Annotated in this window: 17 protein-coding genes; 6 read left to right on the top strand and 11 right to left on the bottom strand. The window is 67.1% G+C overall.

From position 1 onward, the window contains the following. Positions 1-70 precede the first annotated feature (70 nt). On the bottom strand, positions 71-262 hold the full coding sequence (locus ABZX61_RS10110) for a helix-turn-helix transcriptional regulator (protein WP_355194047.1): 192 nt from the start codon (positions 260-262) through the stop codon (positions 71-73). Between the two features lie 135 nt (positions 263-397). On the opposite strand from ABZX61_RS10110, the gene ABZX61_RS10105 reads away from it, so the two are divergent. Next, complete coding sequence (locus ABZX61_RS10105) at positions 398-1,192, top strand: phage Gp37/Gp68 family protein (protein WP_355193189.1); 795 nt, start codon at positions 398-400, stop codon at positions 1,190-1,192. 58 nt (positions 1,193-1,250) lie between these two features. Then, a complete protein-coding gene (locus ABZX61_RS10100) occupies positions 1,251-2,372 on the top strand; it encodes a three-Cys-motif partner protein TcmP (RefSeq protein ID WP_355193188.1) in 1,122 nt (373 codons plus the stop codon). A 351-nt stretch (positions 2,373-2,723) separates the two neighbouring features. Here ABZX61_RS10100 and ABZX61_RS10095 read toward each other — a convergent pair whose 3' ends face one another. The 5 genes from ABZX61_RS10095 to ABZX61_RS10075 form a co-directional block, all read right to left on the bottom strand. Beyond that, positions 2,724-4,904 (bottom strand): FtsK/SpoIIIE domain-containing protein, encoded by a 2,181-nt coding sequence (locus ABZX61_RS10095; protein WP_355193186.1) that lies wholly within the window; start codon positions 4,902-4,904, stop codon positions 2,724-2,726. Then, the gene (locus tag ABZX61_RS10090; RefSeq protein ID WP_355193184.1) at positions 4,901-5,200 is read right to left on the bottom strand and encodes a hypothetical protein; all 300 of its coding nucleotides are present in this window, start codon (positions 5,198-5,200) and stop codon (positions 4,901-4,903) included. The genes ABZX61_RS10095 and ABZX61_RS10090 overlap by 4 nt, the downstream gene beginning before the upstream one ends. Beyond that, positions 5,197-6,033: a DUF2637 domain-containing protein gene (locus tag ABZX61_RS10085; RefSeq protein ID WP_355193182.1), complete on the bottom strand. Its 837-nt coding sequence runs from the start codon at positions 6,031-6,033 to the stop codon at positions 5,197-5,199. The genes ABZX61_RS10090 and ABZX61_RS10085 overlap by 4 nt, the downstream gene beginning before the upstream one ends. 600 nt (positions 6,034-6,633) lie before the next feature. Further along, a complete protein-coding gene (locus ABZX61_RS10080) occupies positions 6,634-7,059 on the bottom strand; it encodes an organic hydroperoxide resistance protein (protein WP_355193180.1) in 426 nt (141 codons plus the stop codon). Between the two features lie 109 nt (positions 7,060-7,168). Next, positions 7,169-8,230 (bottom strand): hypothetical protein, encoded by a 1,062-nt coding sequence (locus ABZX61_RS10075; RefSeq protein WP_355193178.1) that lies wholly within the window; start codon positions 8,228-8,230, stop codon positions 7,169-7,171. A 210-nt stretch (positions 8,231-8,440) separates the two neighbouring features. Between ABZX61_RS10075 and ABZX61_RS10070 the strand changes: the two genes are divergently transcribed. Further along, the gene (locus tag ABZX61_RS10070) at positions 8,441-9,424 is read left to right on the top strand and encodes a helix-turn-helix transcriptional regulator (protein WP_355193176.1); all 984 of its coding nucleotides are present in this window, start codon (positions 8,441-8,443) and stop codon (positions 9,422-9,424) included. Here ABZX61_RS10070 and ABZX61_RS10065 read toward each other — a convergent pair. Continuing rightward, the gene (locus tag ABZX61_RS10065; RefSeq protein WP_355193174.1) at positions 9,421-10,248 is read right to left on the bottom strand and encodes an SDR family oxidoreductase; all 828 of its coding nucleotides are present in this window, start codon (positions 10,246-10,248) and stop codon (positions 9,421-9,423) included. The genes ABZX61_RS10070 and ABZX61_RS10065 overlap by 4 nt on opposite strands. A gap of 69 nt (positions 10,249-10,317) precedes the next feature. Here ABZX61_RS10065 and ABZX61_RS10060 point away from each other — a divergent pair, with 69 nt between their 5' ends. Beyond that, a complete protein-coding gene (locus ABZX61_RS10060; RefSeq protein ID WP_350723870.1) occupies positions 10,318-10,737 on the top strand; it encodes a MarR family winged helix-turn-helix transcriptional regulator in 420 nt (139 codons plus the stop codon). A gap of 100 nt (positions 10,738-10,837) precedes the next feature. Here the strand turns inward: ABZX61_RS10060 and ABZX61_RS10055 are convergent, their stop codons facing one another. Together ABZX61_RS10055 and ABZX61_RS10050 are read right to left on the bottom strand one after the other, a co-directional pair. Next, entirely contained in the window at positions 10,838-12,331 is a 1,494-nt protein-coding gene (locus ABZX61_RS10055) for an arabinofuranosidase catalytic domain-containing protein (RefSeq protein ID WP_355193171.1), read from the bottom strand. 427 nt (positions 12,332-12,758) lie between these two features. After that, the gene (locus ABZX61_RS10050) at positions 12,759-13,685 is read right to left on the bottom strand and encodes an alpha/beta hydrolase (RefSeq protein WP_355193169.1); all 927 of its coding nucleotides are present in this window, start codon (positions 13,683-13,685) and stop codon (positions 12,759-12,761) included. A 331-nt stretch (positions 13,686-14,016) separates the two neighbouring features. Here ABZX61_RS10050 and ilvA point away from each other — a divergent pair, with 331 nt between their 5' ends. Beyond that, positions 14,017-15,267, top strand: coding sequence for a threonine ammonia-lyase IlvA (gene ilvA / locus ABZX61_RS10045; protein WP_355193167.1), 1,251 nt, complete (start codon positions 14,017-14,019; stop codon positions 15,265-15,267). Positions 15,268-15,296: 29 nt separating this feature from the next. On the opposite strand, the gene ABZX61_RS10040 is transcribed toward ilvA, so the two are convergent. Beyond that, a complete protein-coding gene (locus ABZX61_RS10040; protein WP_355193165.1) occupies positions 15,297-15,914 on the bottom strand; it encodes a DUF305 domain-containing protein in 618 nt (205 codons plus the stop codon). After that, positions 15,911-16,522, bottom strand: a complete 612-nt coding sequence (locus ABZX61_RS10035) for a DUF3105 domain-containing protein (protein WP_355193163.1) — start codon at positions 16,520-16,522, stop codon at positions 15,911-15,913. The genes ABZX61_RS10040 and ABZX61_RS10035 overlap by 4 nt, the downstream gene beginning before the upstream one ends. Positions 16,523-16,689: 167 nt before the next feature. On the opposite strand from ABZX61_RS10035, the gene ABZX61_RS10030 reads away from it, so the two are divergent. Further along, positions 16,690-17,571: a DMT family transporter gene (locus ABZX61_RS10030; RefSeq protein WP_355193161.1), complete on the top strand. Its 882-nt coding sequence runs from the start codon at positions 16,690-16,692 to the stop codon at positions 17,569-17,571. Positions 17,572-17,773: the final 202 nt, after the last annotated feature.

Genomic DNA, 17,773 nt, shown 5'->3' with positions numbered 1-17,773 from the left:
AGGTTCTGTCCCGAGCTCCTTGCTTGGCACGACCGTAAGCCATGACGACGCTTGCGACAACCCAGCTTGATTACCACAGCTCTTCGCAGCTGACATCGAGCGCCTTAAGAAGGCTCAAGACCGTGAAGTAGCCCGGCTCGATCACCGCCGCCGACTCGATCTTTCTGAGTGTCGACAGTGCGATCTCTGCCCGATCAGCCAGTTGCTGTTGAGTGTAGCCCTTGTCCACACGGAGCTCTCGTAGTCTCGACCCCAAGCGCATCGCTTGCAAAAAATACCTGCTCTCCGTGCGTTTCTTTCGCCCCAACGCCACCGTACCAACGCTTGAAGTGATAAATTAATAGCGCTAAAAATTTATCACCTCTTCGACACGACGCCGACTCCCTGGCACGCTAGGGTGACGGGAGGCAATACCGTGGCTAGGCGCACAGCCATCGAATGGACAGAAGCAACCTGGAATCCCACTACAGGTTGCGACCAGGTCTCCACCGGCTGCGATAACTGCTATGCGCTTACTCTGGCGAAACGTCTCAAGGCGATGGGCGCCGAAAAGTACCAGGTAGACGGGGACCCACGCACTTCTGGTCCCGGGTTCGGCTTGACCTTGCACCCCTCAGCACTGCGCCAACCGTACTCGTGGCGCACCTCTCAGGTTGTGTTCGTCAACTCCATGAGCGACCTCTTCCACGCCCGAGTCCCCATTAGCTTCGTCCGCGATGTCTTCAAGGTAATCGCCGAGACGCCTCAGCACACGTATCAGGTTCTCACCAAGCGTTCAACGCGTCTGCGCAAGATCGCCAACAAGCTTGAATGGCCAAGCAACCTATGGATGGGCGTCTCCGTTGAGAACGAGGCCGCCCTCTACCGAACCAACGACCTCCGCTCCATCCCCGCGGCTGTGAAGTTCTTGTCCTGTGAGCCCTTGGTAGGACCCTTGCCAGGACTCGACCTGACAGGCCTGGACTGGGTAATCGCAGGTGGCGAGAGCGGTCCAGTCCATCGCCCCATCCAACCGGAATGGGTGAGAGACATCCGTGATATCTGTATCGAAAGTCAAGTACCATTCTTCTTCAAGCAGTGGGGAGGACGCACGCCAAAGGCAGGCGGCCGACTCCTCGATGACCGCATATGGGACGAAGCGCCCACCCCGATTCATCCCCCTAACGCCGGATCCGGGGTCGCAACTGCCTGACCGATTCTGGACAGGTCACACACGGGGGATGCGTTGCGAAACCGGGTAGGAGTGATGCATGGCGACCCCCAAAGACCTTCTTTGGCCCTGCGACCCCCACACGCGTGCCAAGCATGAACTGCTCCGCCACTACCTGGACGCATGGTTTCCGATCATGATGCAAAGTTCACGCTCCTGGAAACGCGTGACCTATGCGGAGGGGTTCGCCGGCCCCGGAATCTACGAGACAGGTGAGCCCGGTTCGCCTGTCGTGGCGCTGGAGGCCTTCCTCCGCCAGCGCCGGTTCCTCGACTCGGGAAAGAAAGTAAATGTCACCCTAGTCGAGGACAACGCCGCGCGCCTGGAAAGACTTAAGCAAGAAGTAAATGCCATCACCACCAAGTATGGCGGCCGACCACAGACCATGGAGATCGGATATCATAAAGGGAAGTGTGCCAACACACTTCTTTCCGCGCTCAGTGACGCCGGGTCTATGACGACGCCAATATTCGCCTTCCTTGACAGTTGGGGCGGACCGGATATTCCACTAGATATTGCGCGCACTATCGCCTCCGTTCCTTCGAGCGAGGTGCTTGTAACGTTCGGCACGCGCTTTCTTTTGCAGTTCGGTAACGCAGAAGCCCATCAGGTCGCTGGAGATAAGGCCTTTGGCGGAACTGCGTGGCGCGAGGTTAAGAAGCTGCCTTCTCGCGAGAAGAAGGCATTCCTTGTGAGCACTTATCGCGACTCCCTCAAGACTGCAGGATTCCCCTTCGTCCTCTCCTTTGAGATGCTCGACGAGGGGGGCCGCGACATCCATCTCGTCTATGGCACCACCAGCCATAAGGGCTTGGAGAAGATGAAGGAAGCGGTGTGGAAGGTCGATCCGGTTCGGGGTGTTAGATATCGCGATCCTCGCGACCCCGACCAGACCACTCTCGACTTCACTCTCGATCCAGACACGCGACCATTGCGACAAGCCATTCTGGCCGAACTAAGCAAAGGCGAGAGAACGCTTGAGAAATTGAGAGAAATGGCCCTGCTGGAGACAGTCTATCGCCCGCCGCATGTAACGCCGGTAGTTCGGCAAATGCTAGGCACGGGAGTTATCGAGCGCTATCCAGAGCGAGGGCAACTGAGCGGCGACAAGACGATCAGGCTCGTCAAACAGAGCGAGACAAAGCTGGAAACGCTTTTCTAGCATCAGCTAAATCCACTCCGAGCCTCAAGCGGTTCAACCGCTCCCAAGAGGACACCCGCGAGAGCGTTAATGAACTTTAGCTAGGAAGCATGGAGAACCGCCACGGTCATCTTGGCAGTGTGCCCGGCGAAAGCGTGCCGGGGCGCAGCAGGATGGCGGAGGATTCTGGTGGCAGGAGCTGCTGGCGATTGACAGTCAGCGGACCAAGCTCTAGCGAATATGGTCGCTAGGTCTAGCGGCTCTGCTAGCGGAGGAACCTCCTCCTGACCTGAGGTCTAGCGTTCTAGCGGGGTTTCACGCGATCGCCCCCGGAATAGGCTCCAGGGGCGACCAGCAGAGTAGGACGAACTGCTAGGGCTGGATCTTCCGCTTGCCGAGCGCTTCAGTGACGTCGATGCGATTGAAACCCTTCCGGTTGCGACCCTTACCAGCGGCGTCGCGGCCCCACGTGTCCTCCGTCCTGACGGCGTACTCCTTCAAGCGTGTGGTCAGCGTGGCGGTCTTGGCGTCGTCTTCCAGGTCCGCCCACTGGCCGTAGGCGTCGGGCCGGAAATCCGCGAGACGGTCCACGACCGTGCTGTTCCAGACCTTCTCCTCCTTGGCCGTGGTCACGGTCAGGATGTCGGCTAGCAGGTCGTACGAGACCCGCTTGGGCGGTTCTTGGCCGATGGCCTGGCCGGACAGCGTCCCAGCTGTCTGGCGGAGCTGGTGGGCGCGTGCGGCGATCAGCTCCGATGTAGGCCCGTCGAGGTAGGCCGACCGGACGATGATCGGGTCCTCAGCGACGCCCACCGCCCAGGAGATGCCCTTGTCATTCAGCGTGAACATCGTGGCCTTGACTCCGGCCTGGTGCATGCCGGTGCCGAGGATCATGTCATTCTCCTGCCAACCCATCACCCGCAGGCAGATCCGGATGCCCGCGTTCGCCGAGATGGCCTTGGGCAGGCTGTCCTTGTCCGGGCGCTGGGTGGCCAGGATGAGGATGATCCCGAGGGCGGGACCGCGTTTGATGATCGCGGTGGCGTACTTGGCGGCCTCCTCGCCGTACTCGTCGTCGGCGAACAGCTCCTGGCACTCGTCGATCGCCACCACCATCGGGTGCAGGCCAAGGTCGCGCCGAGCGGCCAGTTCGGACGTGACCTTGAACTCGGGCGCCTGGTGGCGGGGCAGGCTGTCGATGACCTCCGCGCGTCGGTCCAGCTCGGCGTACACCTCGGCCAGCGAGGCGACGCACGCCGCCTTCGCGGCGTCGGTGGCGCCCTTGGCGTAGTGGTGGGCCACCTTCTCCAGCGCCGACAGGTCGCCGGTGCCCTTCAGCTCGAACAGTCGCAGCTCGGCCAGCGGATCGAGGGCGCACGCCAGTAGTAGCACCCGCAGCGCGAACGTTTTGCCGTAGCGCGGCATGGAGCCGATGAGCACGTTGGCGAACATGAGCAGGATCGAGACCGGCCGGCCGCGCTGGTCGTTGCCGTACGGGATCGGGTCGAACAGGCTGACCTGTCCCGACTTCAGCAGCGGCCAGGCGGGCTGTTTGGCCTTGCGCATCTCCCGGTCGCCCACCCATAGCACCAGGCGGCCGGGGTGCTCCTCCGACATGGGTTCGGGCCAGACGCAGCCCAGGGCGCGGCGCAGGCCGGAGGCGAGCTTGTCGCGCTTCTCCAGCACCTCGGACACTGTCACGCCGAGCGGGAGATCCACCTCGGCCCGCCAGCCCGGCCCGTCACGCATGATCGGAGCCGGGAAGGTGATGCCGCGCCCACTCTTGCCGAGCGCCTGGTTGATGGCCGAGATGCCGAGCGAGCCGAGCGCGTCCAGCACCTGGTCGCTGGTGAGCTTCCGCACGCGGCTCGGAACCACTGCCCGATCCAAAAGCGGCTTGTCGACGGGTGACCCGATCAGGCCCACCACGGCAACGAGCACACCGACAATCGCCCACTGGGCCCAGGTCGGCGCGGCCACCGCCACGAAGATGCTCGCCAGCACCAGTGTGATGGCGCCGATGAGGAGGGTCCACAGCCGGGCCTTGACTCGGCTGTCGCGCTGCCGGGACAGCGCCAGGTACTCCGCGGCCTCGTCCTTCGACACGGCTGCTCGGCGGACCGGGCGGCCTTCCAGGTCGAACAGCCAACGGACCAGTTCTACGAGCAGCCGCCAGGCGCCAGCGGGGGTCCGTGCCAGGAGCTTGGCCGCGTATTTCGGGATGCGGAGCGTGTGGTACGCCAGCACGTAGCCGGTGTGCTCGGCCTGCCACTTGAGCACCTGCAAGGCATCCACCCGCGATCTCAGCCACACCGGAACCAGCGGCGACCGCTCCTGGCGGCGTGCAGCCAGCTCAGCGAGCAGGTCTACCGAGCCGGACTCGTGCGGCTGATCGACCGGGACCACCCTGCCCTCAAGGACATCGTTCTCGTTCGCAACCTCCTGTGTCGGCTTCTCCGAGGCAGGCGCGAAGGCGTTCTCGCGGGCGAGCGGCGAGACCTCATCCTGGAATGCGACCGCTACGCCGTCCTGCATCTCGTCTGTGGCAGTCACGCCTTCACCTCCGTCCGAGCGACCAGCGATCCGAGGATCTCGACGTGCACGGCGAGCGCCTCGACGACGATCCGCACCGCCTGCAGGCCATAGCTGGCGAGACGGCACAGCTCCACGAGGATGAGCAGCACGACCACCACGGCAACGCGAGCCACCGTGAAGACGGTCCGAGCACCGCCAGCGTGGCGGATGGCCGTCCACATCTGCCTGACGCTCCGGGCGTTCGGAGTCGCCTCGTGAATAGCGCAGAGGAGGAACAGACACGTCCACAGTGTGGGGATCAGGATGTCCTTCACGCCGCGTCCACCTCGCTCGTCCGCATGCCGTCCGGCGGTGGTACGACGGTCTCTGCTTCCGACGCCTCGGCCCCTTTCGTGTCGGCTGCCTGTGCCCGCTCCCTTTCCACCTCGGCGATGATCTCCTCAGCCTCGCGCTGCTCCAGTCCCCACCGGGTCATGAGCGGGCGTCGGCCGAGGCGCTGGTTGCCCTCGCCGAGGCTGTCGACGTAGGCGAGCCGTGCCGCCTCGTACCGGTCGGTGGGCAGGACCGGCACCACGCGTGCCACCTCGACGAGGGTCTCGGCGGGCTGGCACACGTGCTCGTCCGCTGGGGACTCGACCAACTCTCGCCGAGTGTTGCGGACGATCCACATCAGCAGCTCGTACGCACCCGCGAACGCCACCGGTGCCAGGGCGCTGACCAGGCGCGATCCGAGTCCGCCGGACCAGCCGTGCGCCACGTTGGCCGCCAGGGTCACGGCGCCTCCCAGGGCGAGCGCGACCCATGCCAGGACTGGCACACGAAGCCGACGGCGGGAGCAGTAGACCATCACCAGCGAAGCCATGACGATCACGCCATCGGACATCGCCGGATACAGGATGGCCATGTCGTGCCGCTCGCCGAGAGCGATGGCGAGGCCGTAGAAGTGGTGGTACGAGACATAGGCCGCCGCGCCGGCGACTGCCAGCAGGACGGCCACCGCGAAGCCGAGGATGACCCGGTCCCCAAGTCGGCCTGTGCCGACGTTGGGCGGGCTTGCGGCGATCGGCGCGGTGTCCTCGCGATCGGGCCGGAAGAGGTTGATGAAGAAGCGCCGGGTGCGCTTGAGCGGGGCCGCTTCAGCGGACATCGTTTCCCCGGCGATTGGTTGTGTGGAAGGGTGGCGCATGGCCTGGCTCCTGGGTTGATCAGGTTGCTGGGTCACAGGCCGGGGTTCGGTGTTGGAGTCACCGAGCCCTGGCCGCCGTACTGCCGCTGTCCTGGGCGCAGCGCGATCGGCTGCTGAAGATCCCGAATGGGCAGTTGCTGGACTTCACCGGTATGGGCGTGTGCCGCGCAGTAAGACCCGATCTCGTTGAGTTGGGTCCGGGCGCAGCCTCCTGCACGCCTATTCCGGGCACGAGATGTCCAGCCACGGAGCGTCGAAGCTACTCAGGAGATAGGCGAACGGTTCAAGTCCCCCCTCGGACACTTCATATCGAAGCGGGAGAAGTGATGACTTCTCCCGCTTCGCATTTCAACGCCTGTGGAGCGTGTCCTCAGCCCCGGCGAGATCGACGCCATGGTCGAGTTTGTATGAACTTTCTTGGCGGCAGCCGAACCGAGAACGCTCGTTCGTACTCGCCGACCACGATCGCGTCCCAGCCCCGGTCCGAATCGGCCGGCGCCGCCGGCAGCACAGCGGACTGCGGCCACGGCAACCGCCGCGAGTCAGCCGTCCGAAGTCCCCCTACTGGACTATGGCCTTGAGGGTCACCTCGATGTTCCCCCTGGTGGCGTTGGAGTACGGGCACACCTGGTGTGTGGCCTTCACCAGCTCGTCGGCGGTGGGCTGCTCCAGGCCGGGCAGGAGCGCTGTCAGCGACACGGCGAGGGCGAAACCGCCGGTCCCCGTCGGGAGCAGGCTCACCTTCGACCGCACGCTCGACTCGGGCAGTTCGACGCCCATCCCCTTCGCGATCAGGCGGAGTCCGTTGTGGAAGCAGGCGGCGTATCCGGCGGCGAAGAGCTGCTCCGGGTTGGTCCTGTCGCCGCCGGGGCCGCCCAGGTCCTTCGGGATCGCGAGGGCTTCGTCCAGGACTCCGTCGAGGGACCGTACGTGGCCGTTGCGGCCGTCACCGGTCGACAGGGCCTCGGTGGTGTACAGCGCAGACATGTTGTTTCCTTTCGCGGGTGCCAGGGATGACGGTGTGGTGCGGAAGGTCGGGCCGGTGCCTCTTCGGAACCGGCCCGGGGAGAGAGGCGGGCCCGAACGGTGGTGCGGGTCAGCGCACGTTGACCGGGCGCAGCGTGAAGCCGTCGTTCGGCTTGCCGGCCAGCAGGGCTGCCAGGCCGCCGCTGAGCGCGTAGGTCGTACCTCGGGGGCCGGCCGTGACGGCGCTGCTGACCGGGTCGGCGACGGTGTCGGTGACCGAGACGGTGGCGGACTTCCAGTGGCGGCCGGGGCGAACCCGTTGCACGACGGCGGCCTTCCCGCTGAGCAGTCCGCTGCTGATCGCGGCGATCGACCCGTCCGGCAGGGCCCGGATGCCCGCGGTGAGGGCCTTGAGGTTCTTGGAGAGCCTGACCTTGGCGGCCTGTTCGGGGTGGGCGACCGGTACCCGCACCAGGCTGCCGTCGGCCTTCGCGACGATGAGGAGGTTGCCTGGCATCCATGCGACGGCGCTCATGCCCACGTTGTCCAGGAAGTCCGGGATCTTCAGATCACCGGCCAGCAGGTCGTCGCGCAGGAGGACGGAGGCCCGTCCGGCGCGGTCGATGCGGAAGATCGTCGGGGAGAGCTCGTCGACGGCGTACGCCGTGCCGTCCGGAGCGATCGTCACATCGGACACGAGATGCTGCTTGCCGTCGTCCGCGACCTTGTTCAGGTCGGCGTACCAGAGTCGGCGTCCGCTGTCGGCGTCGTAGCCGGCGACACCCGCGACCTTGAACTTGGTGGCGGGCGTGGAGCGGTCGGCCGTTCCGTAGTCCACGTTGCCGGCCAGGATCCGGTTCCGCCTGGAGTCCACCCGTACGGCCTGCACGGACACCAGCTTCTTGTCATCGACGAGGGTGCGCACCTTGCCCTTCTGGTCGACGGAGGAGATGGTGCTGTGCGCCAGCGAACCCGTCACGAACTTCCGGGAGTCCGGGTCGTAGTCCGCGGAGTGAGGGAAGACCCCCGGCCCCTTGGCGTCTACGGTGGGCGCCGCCGGACGGGATTGGTCGGAGACGGTGGCGGCGTACCGGTCGGGAGTGGCGAGGGCGCCGGTGGTGCCGGCCAGCACGATGCCGGGGACCGTCATGGCGGAGAGGGCCAAGGCGATCGCGGACTGCTTCAGCTTCATGGGGTGTTCTTCCTTCCGAAGACGCGGTCCGGCCCGGCCTGCCGGGCGGCGCGTGGATACCGTTGCCAAGTGAGTCAGGTCGAGCAGTTGCCGTACCGGACTCCGGCCCTGCGTCCTGCTCGTGGCGTCGAGTCTGCTGCCGCCGACCGTTCACAGCCTGTCCCTGGCGGGGTCAGGCTGCCTGGCGCCCCGGTGCTCGATACTCGGCGTATGAACAAGAAGTCGGGGTTGGGGGAGTTCCTCAGGATGCGCCGGTCGCAATTGCAGCCGGCGGATGTGGGACTCCGGGACTTCGGAGAGCGCCGTCGCGTGCCGGGGCTGCGCCGTGACGAGCTGGCACAGCTCGCCGGGGTGGGCCTGTCCTACTACACGCGCCTGGAGCAGGGGCTCTCGCTCAACGCGTCACCGGAGGTGCTGGACGCGCTGGCCCGTGCCCTCGGTCTTGACGAGGTGGAGCGGGCCCACCTGCACGACCTGGCCCGCGCCTCGCGCCGCACCGGCACCCGGCGCAGGCCCGCGCCGGAGCGAGCGGGAGACACGACCCGGCAGCTGCTCGCCGCGTTCGGCGACGCGCCCGCGATCGTGCTGGGGCGCCGTAGCGACGTACTGGCCTGGAACCGCACGGGACACGCACTGTTCGCCGGGCATCTGGACCCGCACATCCCCGATCAGCCCGACCAGCGTCCGAACACGGCCTGGCTGGTCTTCCTGGACGCGCACACGCGGGACCTGTACGCGGAGGACTGGCCGAAGAAGGCCAGGGACGTGGTGGGGAAACTGCGGCTCGCCGCCGGGCAGCATCCGGACGATCCTCGGCTGGCCGCGCTGATCGGTGAACTGACCATGAAGAGCCCGGAGTTCGCCAGCATGTGGTCCGAGCACCGGGTCAGGAAGTGGGACCTCGCGACCTACCGCATGCACCATCCGGTCGTAGGCCGCATGCAGCTCAACCTCCAGACCCTGAACGTCCCGCAGGAGGAAGGCCAGCGGATAGTCGTGGTGACCGCCGAGGCCGGCACCGGGTCAGCGGCGGCGCTGAGCCTTCTCGCCCGGGCCGATGGTCCGAGCGGTGTTCGGTCTGTGCGCCGGGCGGGGCGAACCGAGGCTGCGGGATCCCCGAGGCACGGGGCGGACGGCCAAGCCGGGGAGAGCGTTGATTCCAACCATGATCGCGACGTGTCACTGGGGCGCTAGGCGAGGTCGACGACTTCGTGCATGCGCAGCCGGCGGTTGAACCCGCCGGTGATCCGCGCGACGACGGTGCGCGGCAGCAGGCGCGCGGGCCAGGTCAGGGCGCGGTTCACGGCCCGGCCCGGGTAGGACACCGCGCGTCGCCGGGCGTAGTCGTCCAGCGTACGGGCCGCGACGGTGGCCGGCGCGTCGGCGACCCGGGAGTCGATCGTGGCCGAGGTGCCGTCGAAGAAGCCGGTCGCGATCGCGCCGGGGTGCGCGGCCATGACGTGGACGCCGGTGCCGCGCAGTTCCTCGGCCAGCGCCTCGGTGAAGGAGAGCACGAAAGCCTTGGTCGCGGCATAGCTGGCCTGGTAAGGCATCGGCTGGAAGGCCGCGGTGGACGAGACGTTGATGATGCCGCCGGAGCCGCGGGCGACCAGTTCGGCCCCGATCGCGTGGGTCAGCGCGATCAGACCGACGACGTTGAGCCCGACGGAGCGCAGTTGCGGCTCGAGCGGGCGGCTGAGGAACGGGCCCGCGCTGCCCGCGCCGGCGTTGTTGAGCAGCAGATCGACGGTCAGGCCACGGTCACGCAGCGCCCGCAGGACCCGCTCCGGACCATCCGGAGCGGCGAGGTCACCGGTGATGACCTCGGCGTCCGGCCTGCCGTGCCGTTCCCGAATGTGTGCGGCGAGCTCCCGCAGGCTCCCGTCCGAACGGGCCAGCAGGATCACCCGCGCTCCCCGGCGCGTCAGCTCCAGCGCGTACGCCCGCCCCAGCCCCTTGGACGCGCCCGTGACGAGCGCGGTGACGCCGCGATAGTCGTCGGCCACAAAGACCTCCATTGTTTCAAGTCTCGAAGCATTGACGCTAGCACGATCCTTCGAGACTCGAAACACCGGTAGAATGGCGGCATGACCACGCCCGAGCTCACCGCGGTGGTCGCCGCGACCCACGACATCTGGATGCGGACCAACGACCTGCTCGGGCAGGCGCTGGCCAGGCACGCCCTGACACCGGCGACGTTCCAGGCGCTGTGGGCCATCGACCCGGCCGAGCCGCCACCCTCGATGAAGGTGATGACCGAGCGCCTGTACTGCAACGCCCCCAACCTAACCTTCATCACCAACCAACTCGTCGATCGGGGGCTGGTGGAGCGCGCCGTGGACCCGGCCGACCGCCGCTCTCGCGTCCTGGTCCTGACCGCCAAGGGCCGTGAGGTTCGCGACGAACTGGTCCGGACGGCGCTGGAGAAGACCCCGCTGGCGGCTCTGAACCGCGACGAACTGCGGCAGCTCATGGTCCTGCTGAACCGCGCCGTCCGCTCCGGCTGATCCGCCCGAGGCGGCCCCAGCGTGAGACCGTCGGCGTCCGGCGGTCCCACGCTCATGCCGTTCGGCGGAACGCACTCACCCGAGTGTGCCCAGCCGGTGCCTACGGTGCGATCGACCAGAGCTGGCAGGTGTTGTTGAGCCACATCCACAGCCGGGCCGGCGTGCCGTTCGCCGTGCCGCAGTTCTGGTCGTCGAGCACCATGCCGCTGTTCTCGACCACCAGCTCATATCGGCCGTTGCCCGCGGGGATGACCGCCCACTGCTGGCAGGTGTTGCCGAGCGGCTCCCACAGGTTGACGGCCGTGCCGAGGGCCAGCCCGCAGTTGACCGCGTCGAGCACCTTGCCGGCGTTGACGTTGGTGATCGTCCACTTGTTCGCGCCGACGCTGTTGAAGCGCCACTGCTGGCAGGTGTTGCCGAGCGCCTGCCACTGGTCGATCTGCGTGCCGTTGGCCGTGCCGCAGTTGACCGCGTCGAGCACCTTGCCGCTCGTGAGGTTCGTGAGCCGGTAGGTGGCTCCGTTCACGGGGAAGGTGACGCTCTTGCCGTAGCCGACGGAGACGATGTTGGCCTGTACGGCGTTCTCCGTGGCGTCGCTCGGATAGCCGCTGGTCATCACGCCTTCGAAGAACGATCCGACGGAGCCGTTGCTGTTGTCGCCGCCGATGCCGAGGATGATCGCGCCTTGCTTGGTCATCGGGTTGTAGCCCGCCTGGGTCGGCAGCGCCCCGTTGTACCGCGTCGCCAGGCTGCCGGACTGCGCGTTGCCGTCCTTGATGGCGTATGTCGAGGTACCGTTGTTCTTCAGCATCGCCGTCACGAACGCGGAGCTGCGGCCGGTGTTCGCGGTCCAGGAGCCGTTGCCGCCGGCGAACAACCCGTTCTCGAGGTCCGCCGCGACGCGCGGTCCGCCCGCGCACGGTGAGAACCAGCAAAGCGTGCCGAAGTAGATCGCGTCCATGTCGCCGTTGCCGGTGTCCATGTTGTTGGTCTCGGCGTTGCCGTAGTCGAAGCAGCACCGGTTGTTGACGTGAGTCCCCTCGGTCACCATGTACATGCCCTCGGGCTGGCTGCCGGTGGCGACGCCGTTCGTCGCGTTGTTGCGGTAGCCGTTGCCCGCGGAGATGTAGACGCCGTAGACCTTGTGGCCACCTGCCGTCACGGGCAGAGCCGCCGCGTTCGCGCCTTGGTCGGCCGTGGGATTGGCGCCGCCGCCGGGAGCGATCGTGAGGTCGTTGTGGCGCGACGTCTGGTCGTAGATGCGAACGATCGTGCAGTACGTACCCGAGCAGAAGGAGTCCTGGGTCGCGGCGTTCGCGTAACCGCCGGCGCTGAGCACGCCGATGTTGGTCGTCGCACCGTCGGACCAGCGCCGCACCTGGTAGAGCGCCCCGTTGTAGGAGCCGAAGAGCGCACGGGTGGTGCTGTGAGCGGCGACGCACGGTGTGCCGCCGCTCGCGTAGATGTCGCAGGACAACGTGCCCGCCGCCTGTGCCGTGCTTGGCACGGCGACCAGCGCGGTGACGACGAGCGCCGCGAAGGAGGCGACGGTGAGGGCCGTTCGTCGCCAGTGGCGCAGAGACCAGAAACCCATTGTGTGCCTTTCGTGTGCGGCGGTGACCATTGGAGAATTGTTAGCGCTAACATCTATGTCGATAAAATTTGTTTGTTAGCGCTAACATAGTTATCTCTGTATCAACGGGCTATTGCACGGTTCCTTGGCGTGGGACCGTCGGCATGGCTCTACACACTCTGACGTGCGCCGCAGGTCAGTCACCGGCGCGCGCTCCGCTATGACATGCAGGTTTCCGCTGCGTTTCGACCAAAGTGTCATCAACGATGCGGCGGCTGTCAATACCCGGCGAAGATCGCCGTCTATTCCGTCACAACGTGCGACAGGAGAACTTGGCAAAAAGCGTTACGCCAAAACTGAACTGCCATGGCCCCGGCGCCATGGTGAGGCGTCGGGGCCGCGTGGATGAAGGTTGAGCAGGCGTTCGGCCGGTTACTCCGCCGGTCGCTCAGCGCGCGGCGCGCGAGGTGACGTGCTCGATGGCCTTGACGGCGAGCTTGGGCTGGTCGAGGTAGATGTAGTGCCCGCTGTTCTTGGCGGTGCTCAGCTTGCTCCGGCTGGACAGGCCGAGCCACTTGCGCTGGCCCGCGGCCCACGCCCGCTCCAGGCTCGGCCCGTACGTGGGGATGGCCGCCAGGTACTGCTTGCCGTGCTGGATCACCTTGACCGGGATGTTCCCGGCGGAACGGACCTTGCCGTCGGTGATGACCAGCTTCTCCGGGTTCTTTCCCTGGAATATCGCGAGGTTCTGTGCGCGCACCTCGGCCGCCGGGCCCTTGGCGGAGGCGGGGATCGTCGTGGAGATGTCGGCGACCATGGTCGAGGGTGTGGCGTCCATCAGGACCAGGCCCTTGACCCGGTCCCGGTGCTCGGGGGCGTACCTGGCAGCGATCAGCCCACCCAGCGAGTGCCCGGCCAGGACGACCGGGTTGTCACCGGCGATACGGTCGAGCACCCCGGTCAGGACCTTGCCGGTGCTCGCGAAGTCCTGCGGCCCATCCGGCTGGTCGCTGCCGCCCGCACCCAGCCGGTCGTAGGAACACACCCGGTTCTTCGCGCTCAGCGTCTTCTGCAGGGCAGCCATCTTGTCCAGAGCATCACCCCCGCCGTGCAGCAGGACGACGACCGGCTTGCCCTCCGCCAGGTCGCCCGAGCAGGACACGTTCACCGACCGCCCGCCGACCTCGATCTTCTTGGTGCCGGAGAACGGATCGGCCTTCCGCGGCGCGGAAGCGAAGGGGTCCCAGTCCTCCGCCTTGGTGGAGGAGAAAGGGTCCCAGTCCGCCGCCGTGGCGGTCCCCGTACCGGCGAGTCCCACACCGACCACGGTGCAGCACAGTACGGCCACAGCGGATGCCTTGAACTTGCGGAGCATGATGTCCTCCAGTCAGAGAAATGACCGAATTGCTGCGGCCATGACGTAACGCTATGGAATCGACAACCCCCAAATCGTCACCACCTGGTGGACATTCGCCGGTAGCTCGCACGGGGGACAAGCGCGCCGCACCAGACGTAAGCCAAGGCCGGCGACCCAGGTACGGCAGGGCCGTCAGAGGCTGAGAGGCGGGCGCCGCGGGAATAGCATGGCCTGGTGGGCTCGTTGTGGCCGAAGTGCTCGCCCGGCGACGGGCGCCCTTTCCGGTGATCGCCCGTTCGGCTGCTGCGGCCATGGCCACCACGACACGACCTTTCTTGATGGAGTGTGCATGACCGACCGCCTCACCGCCGGGCTGATCAGCCAGGCGGCCGAACGGCTGCGGCCGGTGATACGCCACACCGCACTGGAGCCGAACCAGCGGCTGTCCGACCTGCTCGGTGGTCAAGTGCTGCTCAAGCGCGAGGACGCGCAGGTCTGCCGCTCGTACAAGGTGCGCGGGGCGTTCAACCTGATCGGCTCCCTCACCGATGAGGAACGGCGGCGCGGCGTGGTCTGCGCGAGCGCGGGCAACCACGGGCAGGGCGTCGCGTTCGCCTGCGCCCGTCTGGGGATCAACGGCCGGGTGTACGTCCCGTCCACCACGCCACGGCAGAAGCGCGAGCGCATCGCTGCGCTCGGCGGCGACCGGGTGGAGGTCGTGGTCGGCGGCGGCACCTACGACGAGGCGAGCAGCGCCGCGCACGCCGACAGCGAGCACACCGGCGCCATCTACGTGCATCCGTTCGACGACGTCAGGACGATGGCCGGGCAGGGCACGGTCGGCCTGGAGATCCTGGCGCAGTGCGGGGAGGCGCCGCACACCGTGGTCGTCCCGGTGGGTGGAGGCGGCCTGATCAGCGGCATCGCCGTCTGGCTGCGCGAGCACTCACCCGCCACCCGCATCGTGGGGGCCGAGCCCGCCGGAGCGGCCAGCATGCGCGCCGCCCTCGACCACGGCGAGCCTCTCGCCCTGCCCGAGTTGGACACCTTCGTGGACGGCGCCGCCGTCGGGAGGGTGGGAGACGCCACGTTCCCTCTGGTCAAGGACCTGGTCGACGAGGTCGTGGCGGTCGATGAGGGTGCGGTGTGCACCGAGATGCTGGATCTCTACCAGACCGACGGCATCATCGCCGAACCCGCCGGAGCTCTCGCGGGTGCCGCGGCCCGTGAGCTGCTGCCCTACGCCTCCGGAGGACCGGTGGTGTGCGTGGTGTCGGGCGGCAACAACGACGTCAGCCGGTACAACGAGGTGCTGGAGCGCTCTCTTGTGCACATCGGGCTGAGGCACTACTTCCTGGTGACCTTCCCGCAGCGCCCTGGCGCCCTGCGCCACTTCCTGGACGAAGTTCTGGGAGAGGGCGAGGACATCATCGTCTTCGAGTACGTCAAGAAGAACAACCGTGAAACCGGCCCGGCGCTCGTCGGCATCGAACTCGAGCGGGCCGGCGACCTCGACAGCCTCCTGTCCCGGATGAAGGCCAGCCCGCTCACGGTGGAGCGCATCCCACCGGGCTCGCCGCTGTTCACGTTCCTTCTCTGACGTCCCGTGCCCGCAGGCCACGCGTGCGGTCAGGCCGAGGTCTCGGAGGCGCCGCGTGCCGCCAGCATGCGCCGCATCAGGTCGATCTCGGCCTTCTGGGCGGCCAGGATGGCGCCGGCCATGCGGCTGACCTGGGGATGCTCACTCTGAACGGCCGCTTGGGCCATCTGCACACCGCCCTGATGGTGCGGGATCATCAGGCGCAGGAACAGCACTTCGGCGTCCTTGCCGTCGGCCTGCTCCAGCTCCTTGATCTGGGCCGCGGTGGCCATGCCGGGCATGGCCTTGTTCGTGCTGTGATGGCTCTGGCCCATCCAGGCCATGCGCGGCTGCAGCGAGGCCTGGGACAGGCCCCACATGTCCAGCCAGGCGTACATCTGCCCGATCTGCTGCTGTTGAGTGGTCGCGATGTCGTAGGCGAGCGTCCTGACCTCGCGATCGCTGGTGCGATCCCGGACGATGAGCGCCATCTGAACGGCCTGCGCGTGATGAGCCTGCATGTCACGGGCGAACCCCGCCTCCACCGAGGCGTCCGCGGGCGGCCGGGGGTAGAGGAGTCCGAGGCCCAAGACGGCCACCGTGAACGCCAGCGCAGCGGTCGCGGGCACCAGCACGCGACGCCGCCGCAGAACGGCCGGCAGCTTCATGCGGACGGCTCCCCGACCCCGCCGGTGCAGGTCGCCCCCGGCTCGGGCGTGCCCGGGCCGTTGATGTGGGTACGCAGGAACACCGGCAGTCGCGGATCGTCGGCGCTGTCGAGTTTGAGCTGCTTGCCCCAGGAGTTGAGCGCGACCGGGGACGACAGGCCCGGGTAGGGGGACAGGAGGACGAAGTCGCGTCCCCTGGCCTGGTCGAGCAGCATGTCGAGCTGTTCTTTGGGCAGTCCCGGACGGTAGGCCACCCAGACCGCTCCGTGCTCCTGGCTGTGGACCGCGTTCTCGTTGCGGATCGGATCGGTGTAGACGCCGCAGTTCTGCCAGGCCGGGGAGTGATCCCCGCCGACGGGCGGCGCCTGCGGATACGTGACCGGCTTGCTGGTGTGGTTGCGTTGCGTCACGTTGACCGTCTGCACCGCGTCCAGGGACGTGCGGGCACGGTCGTCGAGCCAGAACACCGTCACCGCCGCGGCCAGCGCGCCGACGCCGGTCACGGAGACGCCGATCACGGCGATCCGGCGCCGTCTCTCCTGTCGTCGCTGCTGAGCCTGCAGCGCGGAGAGCCGCTCCTTGATCGTGCCCTGCGGCTTGTCGCCCATTCGACTGCCTCTCCCTACGAGCTTCTACGTTGCGTAGAAGTTCTACCGCATGTCGAATACAGAGGCCGTAAGAGCAGCTGGTGCGCTCAGTTACAGAGTCGGCGTCCGGGGAAGCGGAACGGGGTGCTCATTCCTGTCGAACAGGACACCGGAGACCGTCACCCTTGGTGATCGTCATCATCGTCTCTCTGGGGGCGGCGTGCCTTCTGGGTATCGGCTTCGTCGCTCAGCAGCATGCCGCGTACCGCGAGCCGCTGGAGGAGATGCTGCACGCGCGCCTGCTCCTGAACCTCATGCGCATGCCGTTGTGGCTGGTCGGGCTCGGGCTGATGGTGTGCGGCCAGATCCTCGGCGCCATCGCGCTCCGGTATGCGGACGTGTCGCAGGTGGAGCCGCTTCTTGCGATGAACCTGCTGTTCGCCCTGACCGCGGCCCATGTCATCTACCAGGAACCGTTCGGCCGCACGCTGCAGCTGGGCGCCTTGCTGGTGAGCGGAGGAGTGGCGCTGTTCCTGTTCGCCGGAAGGCCCCAGGGTGGCCGCCTCCCCGATCCGGTCTCCATACGGTGGCTCGCGGCGCTCCCGGTGGTCGTGGTCGCGGGGGCGCTGGTCCTCTTCGGCCTGCGGCGGACCCTGAAGGTCAAGGCGATCTTGCTGGCGGCCGCCGCCGGGGTGCTGTACGGCCTGCAGGACGTACTGACCCGCGGCTCCCTGCTCACGCTGGACGGCGGGCCGAACATGCTCACGACCTGGCAACTGTACGTCTTGCCGTGCGTCGCCGTGGTGGGGTTGCTCCTCAATCAGAGCGCGTTCGACGCCGCCCCGCTCCAGATCTCGCTACCGGCCACCACGGTCGCGGAGCCGATCTGCGGGATCGTGCTGGGTGTGGCGATCTTCGCCGAACGCCTGCAGGTCACCCCGGCGGCGATCGCAGGTGAGGTGGCCGGCTTGGTCGCGATGGTGACCGGCATCGTCATCCTCGGCCGATCCCCGTTCCTGGCCAAGCCCGCGCAGCCCGTGCTCCAAGGTCCGCACCGAAGAGAGCGGTGATCCGGACACGGACTCCAGGCTCAGAAGACCTGGGCCAGGCACCCCAGGGCGACTGCCACCACGATCGTGGCCACCGCCAGGGCTCTTACGGGTGTGGGTATGCGCAACACGATGCCCCTCCAGGTTTCACAGGCAGTACCGCACGAGCCATTCGTCCTCGTCATAGACACCCCGCGCGGGGTCCGGCGCAGTGGCCGCACGC

The sequence above is a fragment of the Nonomuraea sp. NPDC003709 genome (assembly GCF_040610775.1).
Lineage (GTDB): Bacteria > Actinomycetota > Actinomycetes > Streptosporangiales > Streptosporangiaceae > Nonomuraea > Nonomuraea angiospora_A.
The sequence above is the reverse complement of the archived record's forward strand: the minus strand, read 5'-3'. Positions and strand labels throughout refer to the sequence as shown.